The organism is Mycobacterium sp. 94-17, assembly GCF_035617725.1.
Taxonomy (GTDB): Bacteria; Actinomycetota; Actinomycetes; order Mycobacteriales; family Mycobacteriaceae; genus Mycobacterium.
Window position 1 is genome coordinate 97,118 of the sequence record NZ_JAPIYN010000016.1, and the last position, 21,141, is coordinate 118,258.

Genomic DNA, 21,141 nt, shown 5'->3' on the forward strand with positions numbered 1-21,141 from the left:
AAGAGGATAGAACATGAGCGTCATTGCGGGTGTATTCGGCGCGTTGCCCCCACATCGGTACAGCCAGCGCGAAATCACCGACCAGCTGGTACAACTCCCCGCGTTGCAGGAACACGAAGGTGTGGTCCGGCGTCTGCACGCCGCCGCGAAGGTCAACGGCCGCCACTTCGTGCTGCCCCTCGAGCGATACCACGAGCTGACCGACTTCGGCGCGACCAACGAGATCTTCATCGACAAAGCCGTGGAGCTGGGCTGCGACGCGGTGCGGGGCGCCCTCGACGAGGCCGGGCTGCAACCGCGCGACATCGACATGATCGCCACCACGACGGTCACCGGCATCGCGGTGCCGTCGCTGGATGCCCGCATCGTCGGGCGCCTCGGGCTGCGCCCCGACGTGCGCCGCGTTCCGCTGTTCGGGCTGGGTTGCGCGGCCGGGGCCGCCGGCGTCGGCCGGCTGCACGACTACCTGCGCGGTGCGCCCGACGGCGTCGCCGTCCTGGTGTCGGTGGAACTGTGCTCGCTGACCTTCCCGACGGTGAGGCCGACGGTGTCGGGACTGGTCGGCACGGCCATGTTCGGCGACGGCGCCGCCGCGGTGGTCACCGTCGGCGACCGTCGCGCCAAGCAGCTGAAACCCGCCGGGCCCGACATCGTGGATTCACACAGCCGGCTGTACCCCGAGTCGTTGCACATCATGGGCTGGCACATCGGCTCGGACGGCATGCAGCCGGCGATGTCCCCGGAACTGCCCGAGGTCATCGACCGCTACCTGGCCGACGATGTGGAAGGCTTCCTCGCCGGACACGGGCTGACCAAGGACGACATCGGCGCGTGGGTGACCCACCCCGGCGGACCCAAGGTGATCAACACGATCGCCAAGTGCCTCGAATTGCCCTCGGAGGCACAGGAATTGACCTGGCGCTCGCTTGGGGAAATCGGCAACCTCTCGTCGGCGTCAGTGCTGCACATCCTGCGCGACACCATCGCCAAACCGCCGAGCGGCGGCAGCCCCGGCCTGATACTCGCGACGGGTCCCGGGTTCGGCTCCGAACTGGTGTTACTGCGCTGGCACTGAGTCGGTGACCTCGACGGTCAGTCCGGGCTTGGGCCGCAGCGCGGCCAGGTTCGCCGCGCGTACGCGTTGAGCGGCTAACCGCAGTCGGGTTCTGGCGAGCAGCCGCGCAAGCATGGCCGTCATCTCAGTGGTGGCCAGCACGGCTCCCACGCAGCGGTGCAACCCGGCACTGAACGGAATGAACTCGTGAGGCGCGGGTTTGCGGTACTCAGCAGAATCGGGATCCCAGCGCTGCGGGCGAAACTGCGTTGGCCGAGGCCATATTTCGGGAAGCCGGTGAGTGACGTAGGGGCTGAAGATCAACAACCGCCCCGATTGGATGCGGCGCCCGTCGAACCAGAGGTCACGCTTTACCCTGCGCGCGGAGATCACCCCCGGCGGGTACAGGCGAAGGGTTTCGTGCACGACACCGTTGAGGTAGGTCAAGGCGCTCAGGTCGGCTGCGGTCGGTGGCTTGCCGGCAAGTACGCGATTCACTTCGTCGGCGGCAGTGTCCCACGCTTCCGGCTGCGACAGCAGCGCGTAAATCGCCCAGGCCAGGGCGCCGCTGGTGGTCTCGTAGCCGGCGGTGATAAGCGAAACGACGGCATCACGAATCTCGTTGTCGCTCAATGCATAGCCTTCTTCGTCGCGGCCATTGATCAGCATGGTCAACATATTGTCGTCGGGGCCGGGTGCAGCTCGCGCGTGGGCGATCTGGGCGTCGATGAGGTTGTCGATACGTTCGCGGGCGATCATCGCCCGTCGCCAACCCGGTGCGTTGATCCGCTGCTGCAGCTGCATCACCTGTGGCAGCTGGTGCGTCAGGTCGAGCAACGGCTGCAGTTGCTCTCCGAGAAAGTCGGAGTGGACGGCCAGGCGCCGGCCGAACAAGCTCTCCACGGTGCTGCGCCGCACCGCGGCACGGCACTGTTGGTAGATGTCTAACCGCTGGCCGGACCGCCAGCCGTCAATCACGGCGTCGACGCTGGACACCATGGTGGTCACGTAATCCTGGATCTGTCGGTGACGCAGCCCGGGCGCCACGACGCTGCGGCGGCGCCGATGGTCATCGCCGTCGCTGACGATCAGAGCGGTGGGCCCGTCGACGAGTGCAAGGTTTCCGAACGTCTCCCGCCAGCTAAATGCGTCGGCATTGGCGAACACGAACTTGTTCGCCTCGGCCCCGAGCAGGTAGATGTAGCCGTAATGGCCCACCCCGGAATTGATCACCGGACCCCGCCGCCGATACAACGCGAGTAACGCTTCACCCGGCGGGTAGCGCACCGGCTTCATTCGAGTTGCTCCGAGAGTTCCAGCCAGCGGCCCTCCGTCGCGGCGACCCCGTCTTCGAGCGCGCGCAGCTCCTGGGTGAGCCGGGCGACGCCGACATGGTCCGATTGGTCATGTTCCGCGAGTTCGATGTGCTTGTTCTTGATCCGGTCGGCGAAGCGTGCCAGCTGACGATCGATGGACGCCAGCTCCTTTTCCGCTGCGCGGCGTTGTGCGCCGGACGTCGCTTGGCGCTCGGCGGAAGGAGGCCCAGTGGGCAGGGTCCTCGCCCCATCGGCCCGGAGGGCCGCCAGCCGCAGATACTCGTCGACACCGCCGGGCAGGTGCCGCAACCGACCGTCCAGAATCGCGTACTGCTGATCGGTGACCCGTTCGAGCAGGTAGCGATCGTGCGAGACAACGATCAGCGTGCCCGCCCAGGAATCCAGCAGATCCTCTGTGGCGGTGAGCATGTCGGTGTCGACGTCGTTGGTCGGCTCGTCGAGCAGCAACACGTTGGGCTCGGAGAGCAACGTGAGCATCAGCTGCAGCCGCCGCCGCTGGCCGCCGGAAAGATCGTCGACGCGCGCGGAGAGCTGCCCGCGCGCGAAACCGAGTCGCTCCAGCAGCTGGGTCGGCGTGATGTCGCGGCCGTCAACCTGGTACTCGCTGCGCAGCCTGCCCAGCACATCGGCGATGCGATCACCGCTGAGCGCGGCCAGCGCATCGCCCTGCTGGTCGAGCACCGCCAGCCGAACGGTCTTGCCGCACTTGACCCGACCCGCGTCCGGCGCGATGGTGCCGGCGATCAACCCGAGCAGGGTCGACTTCCCCGCGCCGTTGGCCCCGACGATGCCGGTGCGTTCCCCCGGGGCGATCCGCCACTCGACGTCGCGCAGCACGGGGCGGCCCCCGAACGAGACCGACACGTCGAGCAGGTCGATGACGTCCTTGCCCAGCCGGGCGGTGGCCAGCTTGGCCAGCTCGACCGCGTTGCGCAGCGGCGGCACGTCGGCGATCAGCTGGTTGGCCGCCTCGATCCGGAACTTGGGCTTGGAGGTCCGCGCCGGCGCCCCGCGGCGCAGCCACGCCAACTCCTTACGCATCAGGTTCTGCCGCTTGGCCTCGGAGGCGGCGGCCATCCGGTCGCGCTCGACCCGCTGCAGCACGTAGGCCGCGTAGCCGCCGTCGAACGGTTCGACGATCCCGTCGTGCACCTCCCACGTCGTGGTGGCGACCTCGTCGAGGAACCACCGGTCGTGGGTCACCAGCAGCAGCCCGCCGGTGTTGCGCGCCCAGCGTTGGGTCAGATGGCCGGCCAGCCAGGTGATGCCCTCGATGTCGAGGTGGTTGGTGGGCTCGTCGAGTGCGACCACGTCCCACTCGCCGACCAGCAGCCTGGCCAGCTGCACCCGACGGCGCTGTCCGCCGGACAGCGTGGAAACCGTTGCTTCCCAACCGATGTCGGATACCAGACCGGCTACCACATCGCGGACTCGCGCGTCGCCGGCCCATTGGTGTTCAGCCGCGTCGCCGACCAGCGTGTGGCCCACGCTGCGGTTCGGGTCCAGGTTGTCGGTCTGGCTCAGCGCGCCGACCCGCAGCCCGCTGCGCCGGGTGACCCGTCCCGAGTCGGGCCGTTGCAGACCGGTCAGCAGCCCCAGCAGGCTGGATTTGCCGTCGCCGTTGCGCCCGACGATGCCGATGCGCGCGCCGTCGTTGACCCCGACCGTGATCGACTCGAAGACCACCTGGGTCGGATATTCGAGGTGTACGGCCTCGGCTCCAAGTAGGTGCGCCACCGGGCCGACCCTAGCGCGTGTTCGACGGCAACAGACACCAGCGCCGCCCGCGCTGCGCAGTACCGTCGTCAGAGACAACGTCGCTGCGGTGAATGACTAAGTGTGGGAAGCCATCTCACGCAACCGCTTGAGGGTGAGGCGCGCCCCCCGCGTCGAGACGGTTGTCGAGAGGCGGTCCACGTACCATAGGGCCTTCCACCACGCCGGCACGATGATGATCGCGTCCCCGCGTGACACGGCGCGCAGCACCCGGACGGCGAACTTGTCCGCAGCCATCGGCCGCATCGGCTCCCAGAACCTGAGAAGATCGGCGTCGCTGGCGCCGGTGTTGGTCATCCGGCCGTATGCGCCGCCGGTCAGGATCGGGGTCCGGATCGCGCCCGGACACAGCACCGACACCTTGACGTTGTGGCGCTCGGCCTCCAGCCGCAGCGCCCTCGACAGCGCGACGACGGCATGCTTGGAGGCGGTGTAGCTCGCCATGCCCGAACCGGCGAGCAGGCCGGCCATCGACGCCGTGTTCACGATGTGGCCCGCGCGCTGGCGGATCATGATCGGATACACCGCCTGGATGCCGTGCACCACCCCGTGCAGGTTCACGGCCAGGACGTCGTTCCAGTCGTCGAGGGTGTAGGAGTCGACCTCCCCGCCGACGCCGATTCCGGCGTTGTTGAACAGGTAGTCGATCCGCCCGGATCGCCGCACCGCCTCGGCGACCGCCTCCTCGAACGCCGGATAGCTGCGGACGTCGAGCTCGATGGCGTGGGCCTTGGTGTCGTCGCTGCTCAAGCGTTGCGCCAGCTCCTGCGCCGCGCCGAGCTGGCGGTCGGCGAGCCAGACCTCCGCGCCGCCCTCGACCAACTTGGTGGCCAGCGCGGCGCCGATGCCCGAAGCACCGCCGGTGATGAATGCGACTTTGCCCGACAAGCTCGACACCATGAGCGAAGGATAGGCGGCCGCGCAGGGTCCGAACACCATGTGCGGCCGGCTCGCCGTGCGAGGGCCACGACGCGAGCGGGCCACCCCTTGGAGGTGGGGGTGGCCCGACGCGTCGGTCAACCGGCTTACATGTCGATGGTCTGGCTGACGTAGTTCTCCCAGGTGGCGATCTGGCCTGCATCAATCAGGAGCGCCTGGTAGTCCGCGTCGTCGCTGAGGCTCTGCTGGACCTGGCCATAGGCGGCCCAGTCCTGTGCGGTCGTCAGCAAACCGACGGCGTTGGTTCCCTGACCCCCGATCATGGTGACGAGCGCCGTGACGTTCTCGGCGCCGTGCTTCCGGGCGAGTTCATGCGCCCGCTTCAGCTGCTTTCGCACGTCGTCCCAGGCCACACCGGGATTCGGATGGACGATGGTGGTTGCAACGATTGTCATGGTGGGCACCTGGCCTTCCACTAGAGGGGACCCACGAAGTCTCTGGCGCAGCAAACTCGGCGGCTAGAGTAGACGGCTACTCCATGTCGATCGCACTCGCCGATGGCGTGTCGAGGTTTGACCCGCCGCAGCGGGGGAATGGTTATCGATCAACCGGAGGCGATAACCGCCAACATCACCGACTACGGAAATCGACCAGCATGTTGTCCAGCGGACCGCCGAACTCGGCGAACAAATTCGTCCAGAAACAAAAATCGATGAATCCCGACTGGAATCCCAGTCACAAATTCATTCAGCAGTGCCCCGCGTGCGATGCCATCCACGAAACTCGGCGGCCAAACGACGAGTATTGCGGCCGGTGTAAAAGCCACGGCATGACCGCATAGCGTCGAGCGTCGCGCGGCCGACGGACGGACCCTGGCTTGCGGCCCAACGCCGTTGGTGCTCCGGGGCCGGGCATCGACGTGGAACGGGGTGCGGCGGCGGACGCCCATTTCCGGAACCACCGCCCTTCTAGCTGGCCTGATATGCCATGATGTCCAAGCTGTCAAGACTCAGGGAGCAGCAGTGGATCTCAATTTTTCGGTGGTCACACGGCCGGTCGAGCGGCTGATCGCCACCGCGCAGAACGGGCTGGAGGTCTTGCGGCTGGGGGGCTTGGAAACCGGCAGTGTGCCGTCGCCGTCCCAGACCGTCGAGAGCGTGCCGATGTACAAGTTGCGTCGGTACTTCCCGCCCGACAGCCGGCGCGGCCAATCGCCCGTCGGGCCGCCGGTGCTGATGGTGCACCCGATGATGATGTCGGCGGACATGTGGGATGTCACGCGCGACGAGGGCGCCGTGGGAATCCTGCACGCCGACGGGCTGGACCCGTGGGTCATCGACTTCGGTTCCCCCGACAAGGTCGAGGGCGGCATGCGCCGCAACCTCGCCGACCACATCGTCGCGCTCAGCGAGGCGATCGACACGGTCAGGGACACGACCGGCCAAGACGTGCACCTGGTGGGCTACTCGCAGGGCGGCATGTGGTGCTACCAGGTCGCGGCGTACCGCCGCTCGAAGAACCTGGCCAGCATCGTGGCGTTCGGCTCGCCGGTGGACACCCTCGCCGCGCTGCCCATGGGCCTACCGCCGAACCTCGCTCCCGCCGTCGCCGACTTCATGGCCGACCACGTCTTCACCCGGCTGAACATTCCAAGCTGGATGGCGCGTACCGGTTTTCAGATGATGGACCCGCTCAAAACCGCCAAGGCGCGCGTCGACTTCCTGCGTCAGCTGCACGACCGCGAGGCCCTGTTGCCGCGTGAGCAGCAGCGCCGATTCCTCGAGCGCGAAGGCTGGATCGCCTGGTCGGGCCCCGCGATATCCGAGCTGCTCAAGCAGTTCATCGCCCACAACCGCATGATGACCGGTGGCTTCTCCGTCAACGGCCAACTGGTGACGCTCACCGATATCACCTGTCCGATACTGGCGTTCGTCGGCGAGGTCGACGACATCGGCCAGCCCGCGGCCGTGCGCGGCATCCGCAGGGCGGCGCCCAACGCCGAGGTGTTCGAATACCGCATCCGCACAGGGCATTTCGGCCTTGTGGTGGGATCCAAGGCGGCCAGGGAGAGCTGGCCGACCGTCGCCGAATGGGTGAAATGGCTGTCCACCGGAGGCGACAAACCGGGCAGCATCGACCTGATGGCCGATCAGCCCGAGGAGCACACCGACAGCGGCGTCGCGCTGAGCTCCCGGATCGCGCACGGCCTCGGGGAAGCCTCCGAGGCGGCGCTGGGCATCGTCCGGGGCGCGGCCAACACCGTCGTCGCCGCCAACAAGTCGGTGCGCACCTTGGCCGTCGAGACGGCCCGCACCCTGCCACGCCTGGTCCGCCTGGGTCAGATCAACGACCACACCCGGATTTCGCTGGGCCGCATCATCGAAGAACAGGCCCACGACGCCCCACAGGGCGAATTCCTGCTCTTCGACGGCCGTGTGCACACCTACGAGGCGGTGAACCGGCGGGTCAACAACGTCGTGCGCGGCCTGATCGACGTCGGCGTGCGGCAGGGCGACCGGGTCGGCGTGTTGATGGAGACCCGGCCCAGTGCGCTCGTGGCCATCGCCGCTCTGTCCCGCCTCGGCGCCATCGCCGTGGTGATGCGGCCCGACGCCGACCTGGCGGCATCGGTGCGGCTCGGGGGAGTGACCGAACTGCTCACCGACCCGCCCAACCTGGACGCGGTACTGGAATCGGACCGCCAGGGGCTGCAACAGGTCCTCGTACTCGGCGGCGGGGAGTCGCGCGATCTGCACCTGCCCGAGGATTCCGACGTCATCGACATGGAACAGATCGACCCGGACGCCGTCGAGCTGCCCGGGTGGTACCGCCCCAACCCGGGGCTGGCCAGGGATCTGGCGTTCATCGCGTTCAGCGCGGCGGGCGGCGAGCTGGTGGCCAAGCAGATCACCAACTACCGCTGGGCGGTGTCGGCGTTCGGTACCGCGTCGACCGCCGCGCTGGACCGGCGCGACACCGTCTACTGCCTGACCCCCTTGCACCACGAGTCGGCGCTGCTGGTCAGCCTGGGCGGCGCGGTGGTCGGCGGCGCGCGCATCGCCCTGTCCCGCGGCCTGGACCGGGATCGATTCGTCCAGGAGGTGCGTCAGTACGGCGTCACCGTGGTGTCCTACACCTGGGCCTTGCTGCACGAGATCGTCAACGATCCCGCGTTCGTGCTGGCGGGCAACCACCCGGTGCGGCTGTTCATCGGCTCCGGGATGCCGACCGGGCTGTGGGGGCGCGTGGTCGAGGCGTTCGCGCCCGCCCACGTCGTCGAGTTCTTCGCCACCACGGACGGGCAGGCGGTGCTGGCCAACGTCTCCGGCGCCAAGCTCGGCAGCAAGGGCCGCCCCCTCCCGGGTGCCGGGCGCATCGAGCTGGCCGCCTACGACGTCGAGCACGACCTGATCCTGGAGAACGAACGCGGCTTCGTGCAGATCGCCGCACCCAACCAGGTCGGGCTGCTGCTCGCCGCCTCCAACGGCCCGATCGATCCGAGCGCCTCGGTCAAGCGCGGCGTCTTCGCCCCCGGCGACACCTGGATCTCGACCGAGTACCTGTTCTACCGCGACGACGACGGCGACTTCTGGCTGGCGGGCCGGCGCGGCTCGGTGGTGCGTACCGCGCGCGGCCTGGTGTTCGCCGAGCCGGTCACCGATGCGCTGGGCTGCATCAACGGTGTCGACCTCGCGGTGACCTACAACGTGCCGGTGGGCGACCACGAGGTGGCGGCGTCCGCGGTGACGCTGCTGCCCGGGGCCTCCATCACCGCGGCCGACCTGACCGAGGCCTTCGCCAAGCTGCCGATCGGCCTGGGACCCGACATCGTGTGCGTGGTGCCGGAGATGAACCTGAGCGCGACGTTCCGGCCCACCGTCAGCGCCCTGCGGGCGGCGGGCATTCCCAAGGCCGGGCGCCACGTCTGGTACTTCGACGTCGACGCCAACCAGTACCGCCGCCTGACCAGTGGGATCCGTTCCGAGCTGGCCGGAGCGCGGTCATGATCGAGGATGCGCTGCTGGCCATCCTGGTGTGCCCGCAGGACCGGGGCCCGCTGGTCCTGGTCGGGTCCGAACTGCTCTACAACCCGCGGCTGCGCCGCGCCTACCGCATCGAGGACGGCATCCCGGTGCTGCTCATCGACGAGGCCCGCGACGTCGGCGACGAGGAGCACGCCCGGCTCATGGAGCAAGCCCGTCCGGCAGATCCCCGGTGAGGTAGCGCTGCAGGTTCGGCGCGATGGTCTGCGCGATCCGTTCGGGCGGCAGCGACGCGAACGGCTCCAACTGCAGGATGTAGCGCGCCATCACCACGCCCACCAGCTGCGACGCGACGAACTGGATCCGGACGATACCGCTGCCCGGTGGGTTGTCCACGCGCGCAGCGACTTCCACGGCGATGACGTCCTCGATGAACGTCCGGAACAGGTTGACCTCTTCGCCGGCCAAAATCGACCGCAGTGAGGCGATGAACGCCGTGCCGATCTCGGAATCCCACAGCGGCAACAACATTGACGGTATCCGGTAGCCGAGTTCGTCGACCGGCACCTCGCGCAACGGGCCGATGACAGCCATCGGGTCGACCGGGATGTGCACGGCCGCGGCGAACAGCTTCTCCTTGGTGCCGAAGTAGTGATGCACCAGCGCCGAATCCACCCCGGCCGCCGCGGCCACCGCGCGAATCGAAGTATTCCGAATCCCGTTGCGCGCAAACAGCTGCCGCGCGTTGTCCAGGATGCGGTCGCGGGTGTCCGAGTTCCCGGCCGGCCGCCCCCTCCGCCGCCGGCCCGCGCTTGCGATCGCCACTAGAACCCTCCGTGGCGGCCCGCTGCGCCCGGCTGCGCCGCGCTTGCGATCGCCACTAGGACGTCTGCCGGCGCAGTGTCGCCGCCGCCAGGCACAGCGCCGCCAACGCGAAGCCCAGCACCACTACGATGTCGCGCACCGCGATAGACGTCAGTTCCGAATGCGCGCCCACCTGTTGCAGCGCCTCCAGCGCGTAGCTGGCCGGCAGCACGTTGCTGATCCACTGCAGCCAGTGCGGCATCAGCGCGCGCGGCACGATGATGCCGGCCAGCAGCAGCTGCGGCACCATCACCAGCGGGATGAACTGCACGGCCTGAAACTCGGTGCGGGCGAACGCACTACACAGCAGACCCAGGCCCACACCCAGCACGGCGTTGACGATCGCGATCACGAACACCCACGCGGGGCTGCCGGCCGTGTCGAAACCCAGCAGCCAGAATGCCACGATGCAGGCCAGAATCGCTTGCGCCGCAGCGGCGATGGAGAAGGCGGTGCCGTACGCAATCAGCAGATCCAGGCGGCGCAGCGGCGTGGTCAGGATGCGCTCGAGTGTCCCGGAAGCGCGTTCGCGCTGCATGGTGATCGCCGTGATGATGAACATCACGAACAGCGGGAACAGGCCCAGCAGAATCAGGCACGCGCCGTTGAACGGTGTCGGCGCGCCGGGGCGGTGCGGGGCGTTCTGAAACATGAAGTACATCAGGCTGATCACCAGGACCGGCACCACCAGGATCATCGCGACGCTGCGGTGGTCGCCGACCAGCTGGCGCAGGATTCGCGCGGTGGTCGCGGTGTAGCCGTGCAGACTCAGCCCGCTTCGCGCATGGTGCCGCGCTTGATGATGGACAGAAACGCGTCCTCCAGTGACGTGCATCCGGTGTCCTCTCGCAGTCGGGTCGGTGTTGTGTGGGCGACCAGCCGGCCGTCGCGCATCAGCAGCAGGTCGCCGCAGTGGTCGGCCTCGTCCATCACATGGCTGGAGACCAGCAGTGTGGTGCCCGTGCGGGCCAGTTCGGTGAACTGCTCCCAGAGGTCCGCGCGCAGCACCGGGTCCAGGCCGACGGTGGGCTCGTCGAGCACCAGCAGGTCGGGCCGGCAGACCAGCGCGCAGGCCAGCGATACCCGGGTGCGCTGACCGCCGGAGAGGTTGGCGCACAAGGCGGTCCGGTGATCGGTCAGCCCGACGCGCTCGATGGCGGCGTCGGCGGCCTGGCCGTCGACGCCGTACAGCGCCGCGAAATAGCGCACGTTGTCCACGACCCGCAGGTCGTAGTAGATGGTCGGGTCCTGCGGCAGGTAACCGACGCGGTGGCGCAGTTCGGCGCTGCCGGCCTCCTTGCCGAGCACGGTGACGGTGCCCCCGGAGAGGATCTGGGTGCCGACGATGCAGCGGATGAGCGTGGTCTTGCCGCAGCCGGACGGACCGAGCAGGCCGGTGATGCTGCCCGCGGCGATCTGTACGGAGAAGTCATGCAGGGCCGGGCGTTTGCCGCGGATCACGCGCAGGCGATCGATGCGCACCGCCGGCTCGTGAGGATCCGCAATTAATTCATCACTCGATGAACTCATCATGCGATGAATAATCGTCCGCCTGTGTGGGCGTGTCAAGGGCTGTCCACTACGGAGCACCTGACGCGGCCGGCCGACCATTAGGTGCGTTACGGGGGCGCTAGCACCGGTGCTAGCGCGCACGAGAATCACAGTGTGGCCGGGGCGGCGGTCCTCGTGCGGCTCGGGCGCGCTGCGGGAACGCGGCTCGGGCGCGCTGCGGAACGCCGACGCGGGCCGAAGGGCCTAGTTGAAGCGCTCGCCGGTGGCCGGGCGGCGCTGCGGCAGATGTCCGTGCACGCCTTCGGCATACGCGGTTTCGGCGTGCTGGGTGAGATCGACACCGGTGGTCTCGTCTTCGGCGCTGACCCGGAACCCGATCAACCGATCGATGACCTGCGCCAGCACGAACGTCGTGACGAACGCATAGAGCCCGACGACCACGATCGCGAGCGCCTGCTTGCCCAGCTGGCCGAAGCCGCCCCCATAGAACAGGCCCCGCGGGCCCGCCGTCATGACCGCCGTCGCGAACAAGCCGATCAACGACACCCCCACCACACCGCCGACGAAGTGTACGCCCACCACGTCAAGCGAATCGTCATAGTTGAAGCGCAATTTCGCACCCACCGCGAACGCGCACACGACGCCCGCCGCCAGCCCGACGACCGTCGCGCCGAGCGTGTTGACGGTCCCGCAGGACGGGGTGATCGCGACCAGGCCGGCCACCACACCCGACGCCGCACCGAACGTGGTGGGCCTGCCGTCGCGGATCTGTTCGACCGCGAGCCAGCCGAGCATGCCCAGGCATCCGGCGACGAGCGTGTTGAGGAAGATTGCCGCGGCGGTTCCGTTGGCGGCCAAGGCCGAACCGGCGTTGAAGCCGAACCAGCCGAACCACAGCAGCCCGACGCCGACGAACAGCAACGGCAGGTTGTGCGGGCGCATCGCATCCTTCTTGAAACCGATGCGCGGACCGAGCACCAGCGCCAGTGCCAGGGCCGAAGACCCGGACACGATCTCGACGACCAGCCCACCCGCGTAATCGAGGACGCCCAGCTTCGACAGCCAACCGCCAGACCCCCAAACCCAGTGCGCGACAATCGAATACACCACAATGGTCCACAGCGGCACGAATACCATCCACGCGGCGAACTTGGCGCGGTCGGCGATCGCGCCGCTGACCAGCGCGGCCGTGATGATCGCGAACGTCAACTGGAACGTGGCAAACAGCAGTTCGGGGACCGTGCCGTGGGCGGTGTCGGGGGTGATGCCGAGCATCCCGAAATGCCTGAGGTTGCCGGCGAGGCCCCCGATGCCGTCCTCGGAGAACGCGATGGTGTAGCCGACCAAGAGCCACGCCACCGTCACCAGCGGTATGGAGATGAAGCTCATCATCATCATGTTGAGCACTCCGGTAGTGCGGACCATGCCGCCGTAAAAGATCGCCAGGCCGGGGGTCATCAGCAAGACCAGCGCGGTGCTGGCGAGCAGCCACGCGGTGGCGGCGGGATCGATCGCATGCATGAGCTGGGCTCCTCGTCGCGGCCCGGGGTCACAGGACACCGGGATACTGCCACGTCCGGCCTGCCGGTACGTTCGTTGGGTTCAAAAACGAGGATCAGGATTTGATGTGGCCGAGTCCCGAGGACGACTGCGCGACGGCACGGCCGCGGCCCGGCTGTTGGTCGACCCGGTCGAGGCCGCGCGCCGGCTACTGGGCGCCACACTCACCGCCCGGGGTGTGCGCGGGATAGTCGTCGAGGTCGAGGCCTACGGGGGAGTGCCGGACGGTCCCTGGCCCGACGCCGCGGCGCACTCGTACAAGGGCCTGCGTGAGCGCAACGAAGTGATGTTCGGCCCCCCCGGGCGGCTCTACACCTACCGCAGCCACGGCATCCACGTCTGCGCCAACGTCTCCTGCGGACCCGACGGCACCGCCGCCGCCGTCCTGCTGCGCGCGGTCGCCGTCGAGGACGGCGCCGATGTCGCGCGCGCCCGCCGCGGCGAGTTAGTGCACACCGCCGCCCTGGCGCGCGGTCCGGGCAACCTGTGCGCCGCTATGGGAATCACCATGGACGACAACGGCATCGACCTCTTCGCGCGCGACGGCCCGGTGACCCTCGAACTGCACGGAGCGCTCACCGCGGCGTCCGGACCGCGGGTCGGCGTCAGCCAGGCCGCCGACCGGCCGTGGCGGTTGTGGCTGCCCGGCCGCCCGGAGGTTTCGGCGTACCGCCGCAGTCCCCGCGCGGCGGCGCCGGGCGCCAGCGACTGACCGAACCGATCTCGGGTGGGAGGATCCTGGATCATGGGCGACATGATCATCGACGAGTTGGGCTGGCGCGGGCTGATCGCGCAGTCCACCGACCTCGATGCGCTGACCGCCGAGGCCCGGCGCGCGCCGATGACGGTGTACGCCGGCTTCGACCCCACCGCGCCCAGCCTGCACGCCGGGCATCTGGTGCCCCTGCTGGCGTTGCGCCGGTTCCAGCGCGCCGGCCACCGCCCGATCGTGCTCGCCGGCGGGGCCACCGGAATGATCGGCGACCCGCGTGACGTCGGCGAGCGCACCCTCAACGAGGCGGACACCGTCGCGCAGTGGACCGAGCGGATCGGCGGGCAGCTGCGACGCTTCGTCGACTTCGACGACTCACCGACCGGCGCCGTCGTCGTCAACAACCTGGACTGGACCCGCCCCATGTCGGCGATCGAGTTCCTGCGCGACGTGGGCAAGCACTTCTCGGTCAACGTCATGCTGGACCGCGACACCGTGCGGCGGCGGCTGGAAAGCGACGGCATCTCCTACACCGAGTTCAGCTACATGCTGTTGCAGGCCAACGACTACGTCGAGCTGCACCGGCGGTTCGGCTGCACCCTGCAGATCGGCGGATCCGATCAGTGGGGAAACATCATCGCCGGCGTGCGGCTGGTGCGCCAGCAGCTGGGCGCCTCGGTGCACGCGCTGACTGTGCCGCTGGTGACCGCCGCCGACGGCACCAAGTTCGGCAAGTCCACCGGCGGCGGCAGCCTGTGGCTGGACCCCGATCTGACCACGCCCTACGCCTGGTACCAGTACTTCTTCAACACCGCGGACGCCGACGTGATCCGGTACCTGCGCTGGTTCACCTTCTTGACCGCCGACGAGCTCGGCGAGCTGGAACGGGCCACGGCCGAGCGCCCCCAGCAGCGCGCTGGCCAGCGGCGGCTGGCGCGCGAACTGACCGTGCTGGTGCACGGCGATGCGGCCACCAAGGCCGTCGAACACGCCAGCCGGGCGCTGTTCGGGCAGGGCGAACTGGATCGCCTCGACGAGGCGACGCTGGCGGCGGCGCTGCGCGAGACCACGGTCGCCGAGCTCAAACCCGGCGGCCCCGACGGGATCGTCGACCTGCTGGTCGCCAGCGGCCTGTCCGAGAGCAGGAAGGCCGCCCGGCGCACCCTCGGCGAGGGCGGGGTCTCGGTCAACAACGTCCGCATCGAGGGCGAGGACTGGGCGCCGCAACCGTCGGACTTCCTGCACGGCAGATGGCTGGTGCTGCGCCGCGGCAAACGCACCGTCGCCGGCGTCGAAAGGCTTTAGCCGGTCCGGGGCGGGCCGGCCGCCGCGAAACGCGCGCGTACACAGATCTTTACCGCCCCGTGTCGTTGACGTGACCCTGCCCGACCACTGTTGTCACGGTGATTCTCGCGACGCGCGTGCGGTTGACCGTCCTGCGGATGCTGGGGGTGATCGCCGGCGTGGTGGCGCTGGCCGCGGCCCTGTCGGCGCCGATCCGCGCCGACATGCTCGGCAACGCCTTCCTGGCGGCGCTGACCAACGCCGGGATCACCTACACCCAGCCGACGACCACCATGGCGATGGGCCAGTCCGTGTGCCCGATGCTGTTCGAGCCGGGCGGGTCGTTCGACGAGGTGGCCTCCAGGATGGCCGAGGGCAACGGGATGTCGTACGAGATGGCGGGCAGGTTCACCATCGTCGCGATCGCCACGTTCTGTCCGGCGGTGGTCGCGCCGCTGCTGGGCAACCGGCTGCAAAGCTAGGGCTGCCCGTATTCTCGGCTGCGTGGTCGACGACAGGCAACGACAGCGCGGCGAGCGACGGGGGCGCCCGGCAGCCGGCGGCTGGTCGGGTCCCGGCCGGGCCCGGCCGGCCCAGCCGCAGAGCGCGCCGCGCCGCGATGCCCAGGCCGGTCGGGCGCCGCGGGACGGGCCGCCGATACCGGCCGGGGTGGAGGCCAAGCAGCTGGCTCCCGAGGTGCGCCGGGAACTGAGCACGCTGGACCGCGCCACCGCCGACGCGGTGGCGCGCCACCTGGTGGCCGCGGGCGAACTGCTCGACGAAGACCCCGAGGCCGCCCTGGGCCATGCCCGGGCGGCGCGGGCCCGGTCCAGCCGGATCGCCACCATTCGCGAGGCGGTCGGCATCGCCGCGTACCACTGCGGTGACTGGTCGCAGGCACTCGCGGAGTTGCGCGCGGCGCGCAGGATGGGCAGCAAGTCGTCGCTGCTGGCCCTGATCGCCGATTGCGAACGGGGACTTGGCCGTCCGGAGCGGGCGATCGAACTCGCGCGCGGGCCGGAGGCCGCCGAGCTGTCCGGTGACGACGCCGACGAGTTGCGCATCGTCGCGGCCGGTGCCCGCGCGGATCTAGGCCAGCTCGAACAGGCGCTCACCGTGTTGTCCACGCCCCAACTGGATCCCGGCCGCACCGGCACCACCGCGGCACGATTGTTCTACGCCTACGCGGACACGCTGTTGGCGCTCGGCCGCGGTGACGAGGCGCTGCAGTGGTTCCTGCACTCCGCGGCCGCCGACGTCGACGGTGTCACCGACGCCGAAGACCGGGTCAGTGAACTCGGCTGATGACGGCTTCGGATGACGCGAAAACCCTTGCGCAGCAATATGACTGCCTGCTGATCGATCTGGATGGCACGGCGTTTCGCGGCCGTCGACCCACCGAGGGCGCGGTGCAGGCGCTGGGTGAGGTGCGGGGGCGGACGGTCTTCGTCACCAACAACGCCTCGCGCAGCGCCGACGAGGTTGCCGCACACCTCACCGATCTGGGCTTCACCGCCACCGCCGGCGACGTCGCCACCAGCGCGCAGAGCGCGGCCCGGCTGCTGGCCGATGAGTTGGCGCCGGGGTCGGCGGTGCTGATCGTGGGCACCGACGCCCTGGCCGACGAGGTCAGCGCCGCCGGACTGCGCCCGGTGCGCAGCTTCGACGACGGCCCGGCCGCGGTGGTGCAGGGCCTGTCGTTGACCGTCGCGTGGCCGGATCTGGCCGAGGCGGCGCTGGCCATCACCGCCGGAGCGTTGTGGGTGGCGGCCAACGTCGACGTGACCCTGCCCACCGAGCGCGGGCTGCTGCCCGGCAACGGATCATTCGTCGCCGCGCTGCGGGCGGCGACCGGCGGCGAGCCCCGCGTCGCGGGCAAACCGGCCCCCGGATTGCTGCGGGATGCCGCGGCCCGCGGCGACTTTCGCGCGACGTTGGTGATCGGGGACCGGCTCGACACCGACATCGAGGGCGCCAACGCCGCCGGGCTGCCCAGCCTGATGGTGCTCAGCGGGGTCAATTCCGCGCGAGACGCGGTGTACGCCAAGCCCGCTCAGCGACCCACCTATATCGGCCACGACCTGCGCTCGCTGCATCAGGACGGCGAGCGGCTGGCCGTCGGGCCGCAGCCGGGCTGGCGCGTCGACGTCGCCGAAACGACGGTCACGGTCAGCGGGTCGGACGACGAGGACGACGGGGACGGGCTGTCGATCGTTCGGGCGGCCGCCGCGGCGGTGTACAGCGTCTCCGACTCCGACTCCGACTCCGACTCCGGCGGGCAACCGGTCGCCATCGAGGCCGCCGACGACCGGGCGCGCGCCGCGCTGCAACGCTGGTCTTTGATGCGCACCGACTGACGGGTGACTAGCGTAGGAACGCGATGACTATCGATCCCGATGAGATTCGCGCTGAAATCGACGCTTTGCTCGCCCGGCTGCCCCAACCCGGCGACGGTGACGACCCCGAGAAGGCGCCCTCCCTCGACGAGCTCGAAGAGATAGCACGCCGCCTGTCCGAGGCGCACGACGTGCTGCTGGCCGCGCTGGAGTCGGCGGAGAAGGGCTGAGTGCGCGGATGTCGCGACGCGCCCGCGTTGACGCCGAGCTGGTCCGGCGCGGCCTGGCCCGGTCCCGTCAGCAGGCCGCGGAATTGATCGGCGCGGGAAAGGTCAGCATCGACGGGATGCCCGCGCGCAAACCGGGGACCGCCGTCGCCGTCACCGCGGCGCTGACCGTCGCCGGGGACGGCGAGCGCGGCTGGGTCTCGCGCGGGGCGCACAAACTCATCGGGGCGCTCGACGCTTTCGGCATTTCGGTCGCGGGCCGTCGCTGCCTGGACGCCGGCGCGTCCACGGGCGGCTTCACCGAAGTCCTGCTGGATCGCGGCGGCACAGAGGTGGTCGCGGTGGACGTCGGGTACGGCCAGCTGGCGTGGTCGCTGCGCAGCGACGCGCGGGTGCGCGTCGTCGAGCGGACGAACGTTCGCGATCTCACGCCAGAGGCGATCGGCGGGCCGGCGGACCTGGTGGTGGCCGACCTGTCGTTCATTTCGCTGTGCACGGTGTTGCCGGCGCTGGCTGGATGCGCCCGGCCGGACGCGGATATCGTTCCCATGGTGAAGCCGCAGTTTGAGGTGGGCAGGGGCCTGGTCGGCGCCGGGGGCGTGGTGCACGACGTGCGCCTGCGCGCCGACGCCGTGCTGTCGGTCGCCGGCCGCGCGGCCGAGCTGGGCTGGCACACCGTCGACGTCACCGCCAGCCCGCTGCCCGGTCCGTCGGGCAATGTCGAGTACTTTCTGCGGCTGCGCGCCCGGACCGATCGGCCGCTCGCGGGCGAGGAGCTGGCGACGGCGGTGCGGCGCGCGGTGGAAAGCGGGCCGCGATGAACGAACACGCTCCGCGCACGGTGCTGATGGTGGTTCACACCGGCCGCGACGAGGCCACCGAGACCGCACGGCGCGTGCAGAAAGTGCTGGGCGACAACGGGCTCGGGCTTCGTGTGCTGTCCGCCGAGGCGGTCGACCGGGGGCCGCTGCATCTGGATCCCGACGACATGCGCGCGCTGGGCGTCGAGATCGACGTGGTCAACGCCGACCCACAGGCGGCCGACGGCTGCGAGCTGGTGCTGGCGCTGGGCGGCGACGGCACGTTCCTGCGGGCCGCCGAGCTGGCCCGCAACGCCGATATCCCGGTGCTCGGCGTCAACCTGGGCCGCATCGGCTTCATGGCCGAGGCCGAGGCCGAGGCCATCGATCAAGTGCTGGATCATGTTGTCGCCCAGGATTATCGGGTGGAAATCCGGTTGACGCTCGACGTGACCGTGCGCCACGGCGGCGGCGACGTCCATGGTTGGGCGCTGAACGAAGTCAGCCTGGAAAAGGGCCCCCGCCTCGGCGTGCTCGGGGTGGTGCTCGAGATCGACGGGCGCCCGGTGTCGGCGTTCGGCTGTGACGGGGTGCTGGTGTCGACGCCCACCGGATCCACCGCCTACGCCTTCTCGGCCGGCGGACCGGTGTTGTGGCCGGACCTCGAGGCAATCCTGGTGGTACCCAACAACGCTCACGCGCTGTTCGGCCGCCCCATGGTCACCAGCCCGGACGCCACCATCGCCATCGAGATCGAGGCCGACGGCCATGACGCGCTGGTGTTCTGTGACGGCCGGCGCGAAATGCTGGTCCCGGCGGGCAGCCGGCTGGAGGTGAAACGTTGCGACACACCGGTGAAATGGGCCCGGCTGGACAGCGCCCCGTTCACCGACCGGCTGGTGCGCAAATTCCGGTTGCCGGTGACCGGGTGGCGCGGGAACTGACGGCCTTGGCGCGGGTGCTGACGGAATGCTGACCGAGATTCGCATCGAGTCACTCGGTGCCATCAGCGCCGCGGTGGGGGAGTTCGGCCGCGGCCTGACCGTGTTGACCGGCGAGACCGGTACCGGCAAGACGATGGTGGTGACCGGCCTGCAGCTGCTCGGCGGTGCCCGCGCCGACGCAACCCGGGTGCGATCCGGGTCCGAGCGGGCGATCGTCGAAGGCCGTTTCACCACAACCGATCTCGACGAGGCCATGATTGTGAAGCTGGACGGCATGCTCGACGGGTCGGGCGCCGAACGCGACGAGGACGGCAGCGTGATCGCGCTGCGCTCGGTCAGCCGTGACGGACCGTCGCGCGCCTACCTCGGCGGCCGCAGCGTGCCGGCCAAGTCGCTGGGCGACTTCACCGCCGGGCTGCTGACCCTGCACGGGCAGAACGATCAGCTGCGGCTCATGCGGCCCGAGGAGCAGTGCGGCGCGCTCGACCGGTACGCGAAGGCCGGCCCGGCCCTGGAGCGCTACTGCAAACTGCGCGACGCCTGGCTGTCAGCGCGGCGCGACCTGATAGACCGTCGCAACCGGATGCGCGAGCTGGCGCTCGAGGCCGACCGGCTGACCTTCGCCCTCAACGAGATCGACGTGGTAGAGCCACAACCCGGCGAGGACGACGCCCTGGTCGCCGAGATCCTCCGGCTCTCGGAGCTGGACAGCCTGCGCGAGGCCGCGGCCGCCGCCCGCGCGGCCCTGTCCTCGGATGAGGCGGACGGGTTCAGCGCGACCGAGAGCCTGGGCAGGGCAAGGACCGCACTGGAAGCGACGGGCGACGCGAAGCTGGCGGCGTTGGCCGGCCAGCTCGGCGAGGTGCTGGCGGTGGTGGCCGACGCGGCGCACGAGCTGGGCGGCTTCCTCGAGGAGCTGCCCGTCGACGCCAGCGCGCTGGAATCGAAGCTGGCCCGGCAAGCCGAATTGCGCACGCTGACACGTAAATACGCCGCCGACATCGACGGTGTGCTCGCCTGGGCCCGCCAGTCGCGGGAACGCCTGGCCCAACTCGACGTGTCCGAGGAAGGGCTGGCCGCGCTGGCGGCGCGCGTCGACGAGCTGGCGGGTGAATTAGCCCGGGCCGCAATCGATCTGAGCACCATCCGGCGCAAGGCTGCCAAGCGGCTCGCCAAGGAGGTCACCGCGGAGCTGTCCGGCCTGGCGATGGCCGACGCACAGTTCAGCATCGACGTGACCTTGGATACCAGGCCGGACGCCGTAGCGGGCCCCGACGACGGGGGCGCGCTGAGGCTGCCCTCGGGGGAGCTGGCCCGCGCCGGCGCCGACGGCGTCGACCAGGTGGAGTTCGGCTTCGCCGCGCACCGCGGCATGGATCAGCTGCCGCTGGCCAAGAGCGCCTCGGGGGGCGAGCTGTCCCGGGTGATGCTGGCGCTGGAAGTGGTGCTGGCCGCCTCGCGCAAGGAGACGGTGGGTACCACCATGGTGTTCGACGAGGTCGACGCCGGCGTGGGGGGCCGGGCGGCGGTGCAGATCGGGCGACGGTTGGCGCGGTTGGCGCGCACCCACCAGGTCATCGTGGTCACGCACCTGCCGCAGGTTGCCGCGTACGCCGACGTGCACCTGGTGGTGCATGGGGCCGGACCCAAGGGGACCAGCGTGGTGCGTCGGGTCGCCGACGCCGAGCGGGTGGCCGAGCTGGCGCGGATGCTGGCCGGGCTGGGCGAATCCGACAGCGGCCGCGCGCACGCCCGCGAACTGCTTGATGCGGCGCAGAAGGACCAGATCTAACCTCCGGATTCGGCCGCGAACGTCGACGCGATGCCGTCAAATCGCACCGATCTCGTCATCGAGCCGAGGTTCGACATCATC

20 protein-coding genes are annotated in these 21,141 nt (G+C 69.7%); 12 read left to right on the top strand and 8 right to left on the bottom strand.

What is annotated here, in order from left to right:
• The first annotated feature begins 13 nt into the window (after positions 1 to 13).
• Positions 14 to 1,075 carry a type III polyketide synthase gene (locus OQ789_RS18530; protein ID WP_324687529.1) on the top strand — a complete coding sequence of 354 codons (1,062 nt, stop codon included), beginning with the start codon at positions 14 to 16 and terminating at the stop codon, positions 1,073 to 1,075.
• Here OQ789_RS18530 and OQ789_RS18535 read toward each other — a convergent pair.
• The 4 genes from OQ789_RS18535 to OQ789_RS18550 all read right to left on the bottom strand — a co-directional run bounded on the left by OQ789_RS18535 (position 1,058) and on the right by OQ789_RS18550 (position 5,501).
• On the bottom strand, positions 1,058 to 2,341 hold the full coding sequence (locus OQ789_RS18535; protein WP_324687573.1) for a cytochrome P450: 1,284 nt from the start codon (positions 2,339 to 2,341) through the stop codon (positions 1,058 to 1,060). The two genes, OQ789_RS18530 and OQ789_RS18535, sit on opposite strands and share 18 nt — an antisense overlap.
• A gap of 5 nt (positions 2,342 to 2,346) precedes the next feature.
• On the bottom strand, positions 2,347 to 4,128 hold the full coding sequence (locus tag OQ789_RS18540; protein ID WP_324687531.1) for an ABC-F family ATP-binding cassette domain-containing protein: 1,782 nt from the start codon (positions 4,126 to 4,128) through the stop codon (positions 2,347 to 2,349).
• A gap of 96 nt (positions 4,129 to 4,224) precedes the next feature.
• Positions 4,225 to 5,067 carry an SDR family oxidoreductase gene (locus OQ789_RS18545; protein WP_324687532.1) on the bottom strand — a complete coding sequence of 281 codons (843 nt, stop codon included), beginning with the start codon at positions 5,065 to 5,067 and terminating at the stop codon, positions 4,225 to 4,227.
• A 125-nt stretch (positions 5,068 to 5,192) separates the two neighbouring features.
• Positions 5,193 to 5,501 (bottom strand): hypothetical protein, encoded by a 309-nt coding sequence (locus OQ789_RS18550; RefSeq protein ID WP_324687533.1) that lies wholly within the window; start codon positions 5,499 to 5,501, stop codon positions 5,193 to 5,195.
• A 567-nt stretch (positions 5,502 to 6,068) separates the two neighbouring features.
• On the opposite strand from OQ789_RS18550, the gene OQ789_RS18555 reads away from it, so the two are divergent.
• Entirely contained in the window at positions 6,069 to 9,053 is a 2,985-nt protein-coding gene (locus OQ789_RS18555; protein ID WP_324687534.1) for an acyl-CoA synthetase, read from the top strand.
• On the top strand, positions 9,050 to 9,265 hold the full coding sequence (locus OQ789_RS18560; protein ID WP_324687535.1) for a Trm112 family protein: 216 nt from the start codon (positions 9,050 to 9,052) through the stop codon (positions 9,263 to 9,265). The genes OQ789_RS18555 and OQ789_RS18560 overlap by 4 nt, the downstream gene beginning before the upstream one ends.
• Here OQ789_RS18560 and OQ789_RS18565 read toward each other — a convergent pair.
• From OQ789_RS18565 to OQ789_RS18580, 4 genes are all read right to left on the bottom strand, one after another.
• Positions 9,231 to 9,854, bottom strand: a complete 624-nt coding sequence (locus tag OQ789_RS18565) for a TetR family transcriptional regulator (RefSeq protein WP_324687536.1) — start codon at positions 9,852 to 9,854, stop codon at positions 9,231 to 9,233. The genes OQ789_RS18560 and OQ789_RS18565 overlap by 35 nt on opposite strands.
• Before the next feature lie 55 nt (positions 9,855 to 9,909).
• A complete protein-coding gene (locus tag OQ789_RS18570) occupies positions 9,910 to 10,728 on the bottom strand; it encodes an ABC transporter permease (protein WP_324687537.1) in 819 nt (272 codons plus the stop codon).
• Positions 10,662 to 11,426: an ABC transporter ATP-binding protein gene (locus tag OQ789_RS18575; RefSeq protein WP_324687538.1), complete on the bottom strand. Its 765-nt coding sequence runs from the start codon at positions 11,424 to 11,426 to the stop codon at positions 10,662 to 10,664. The genes OQ789_RS18570 and OQ789_RS18575 overlap by 67 nt, the downstream gene beginning before the upstream one ends.
• A 222-nt stretch (positions 11,427 to 11,648) precedes the next feature.
• Entirely contained in the window at positions 11,649 to 12,926 is a 1,278-nt protein-coding gene (locus OQ789_RS18580; protein WP_324687539.1) for an ammonium transporter, read from the bottom strand.
• A 127-nt stretch (positions 12,927 to 13,053) separates the two neighbouring features.
• On the opposite strand from OQ789_RS18580, the gene OQ789_RS18585 reads away from it, so the two are divergent.
• The 9 genes from OQ789_RS18585 (at position 13,054) to recN (ending at position 21,060) form a co-directional block, all read left to right on the top strand.
• Entirely contained in the window at positions 13,054 to 13,677 is a 624-nt protein-coding gene (locus tag OQ789_RS18585) for a DNA-3-methyladenine glycosylase (RefSeq protein WP_324687575.1), read from the top strand.
• A gap of 33 nt (positions 13,678 to 13,710) precedes the next feature.
• On the top strand, positions 13,711 to 14,982 hold the full coding sequence (gene tyrS, locus OQ789_RS18590) for a tyrosine--tRNA ligase (protein WP_324687540.1): 1,272 nt from the start codon (positions 13,711 to 13,713) through the stop codon (positions 14,980 to 14,982).
• 137 nt (positions 14,983 to 15,119) lie between these two features.
• Entirely contained in the window at positions 15,120 to 15,443 is a 324-nt protein-coding gene (locus OQ789_RS18595; protein ID WP_324687577.1) for a DUF732 domain-containing protein, read from the top strand.
• A 22-nt stretch (positions 15,444 to 15,465) separates the two neighbouring features.
• On the top strand, positions 15,466 to 16,266 hold the full coding sequence (locus tag OQ789_RS18600) for a tetratricopeptide repeat protein (protein ID WP_324687542.1): 801 nt from the start codon (positions 15,466 to 15,468) through the stop codon (positions 16,264 to 16,266).
• The gene (locus OQ789_RS18605) at positions 16,266 to 17,318 is read left to right on the top strand and encodes an HAD-IIA family hydrolase (protein ID WP_324687543.1); all 1,053 of its coding nucleotides are present in this window, start codon (positions 16,266 to 16,268) and stop codon (positions 17,316 to 17,318) included. Before OQ789_RS18600 ends, OQ789_RS18605 begins: the two co-directional genes overlap by 1 nt.
• A gap of 23 nt (positions 17,319 to 17,341) precedes the next feature.
• The gene (locus OQ789_RS18610; RefSeq protein ID WP_324687544.1) at positions 17,342 to 17,527 is read left to right on the top strand and encodes a hypothetical protein; all 186 of its coding nucleotides are present in this window, start codon (positions 17,342 to 17,344) and stop codon (positions 17,525 to 17,527) included.
• 8 nt (positions 17,528 to 17,535) lie between these two features.
• A complete protein-coding gene (locus OQ789_RS18615) occupies positions 17,536 to 18,345 on the top strand; it encodes a TlyA family RNA methyltransferase (protein WP_324687545.1) in 810 nt (269 codons plus the stop codon).
• Complete coding sequence (locus OQ789_RS18620) at positions 18,342 to 19,268, top strand: NAD kinase (protein ID WP_324687547.1); 927 nt, start codon at positions 18,342 to 18,344, stop codon at positions 19,266 to 19,268. The genes OQ789_RS18615 and OQ789_RS18620 overlap by 4 nt, the downstream gene beginning before the upstream one ends.
• Positions 19,269 to 19,293: 25 nt before the next feature.
• Positions 19,294 to 21,060, top strand: a complete 1,767-nt coding sequence (gene recN, locus OQ789_RS18625) for a DNA repair protein RecN (RefSeq protein ID WP_324687549.1) — start codon at positions 19,294 to 19,296, stop codon at positions 21,058 to 21,060.
• The last annotated feature ends 81 nt before the right edge of the window (positions 21,061 to 21,141 follow it).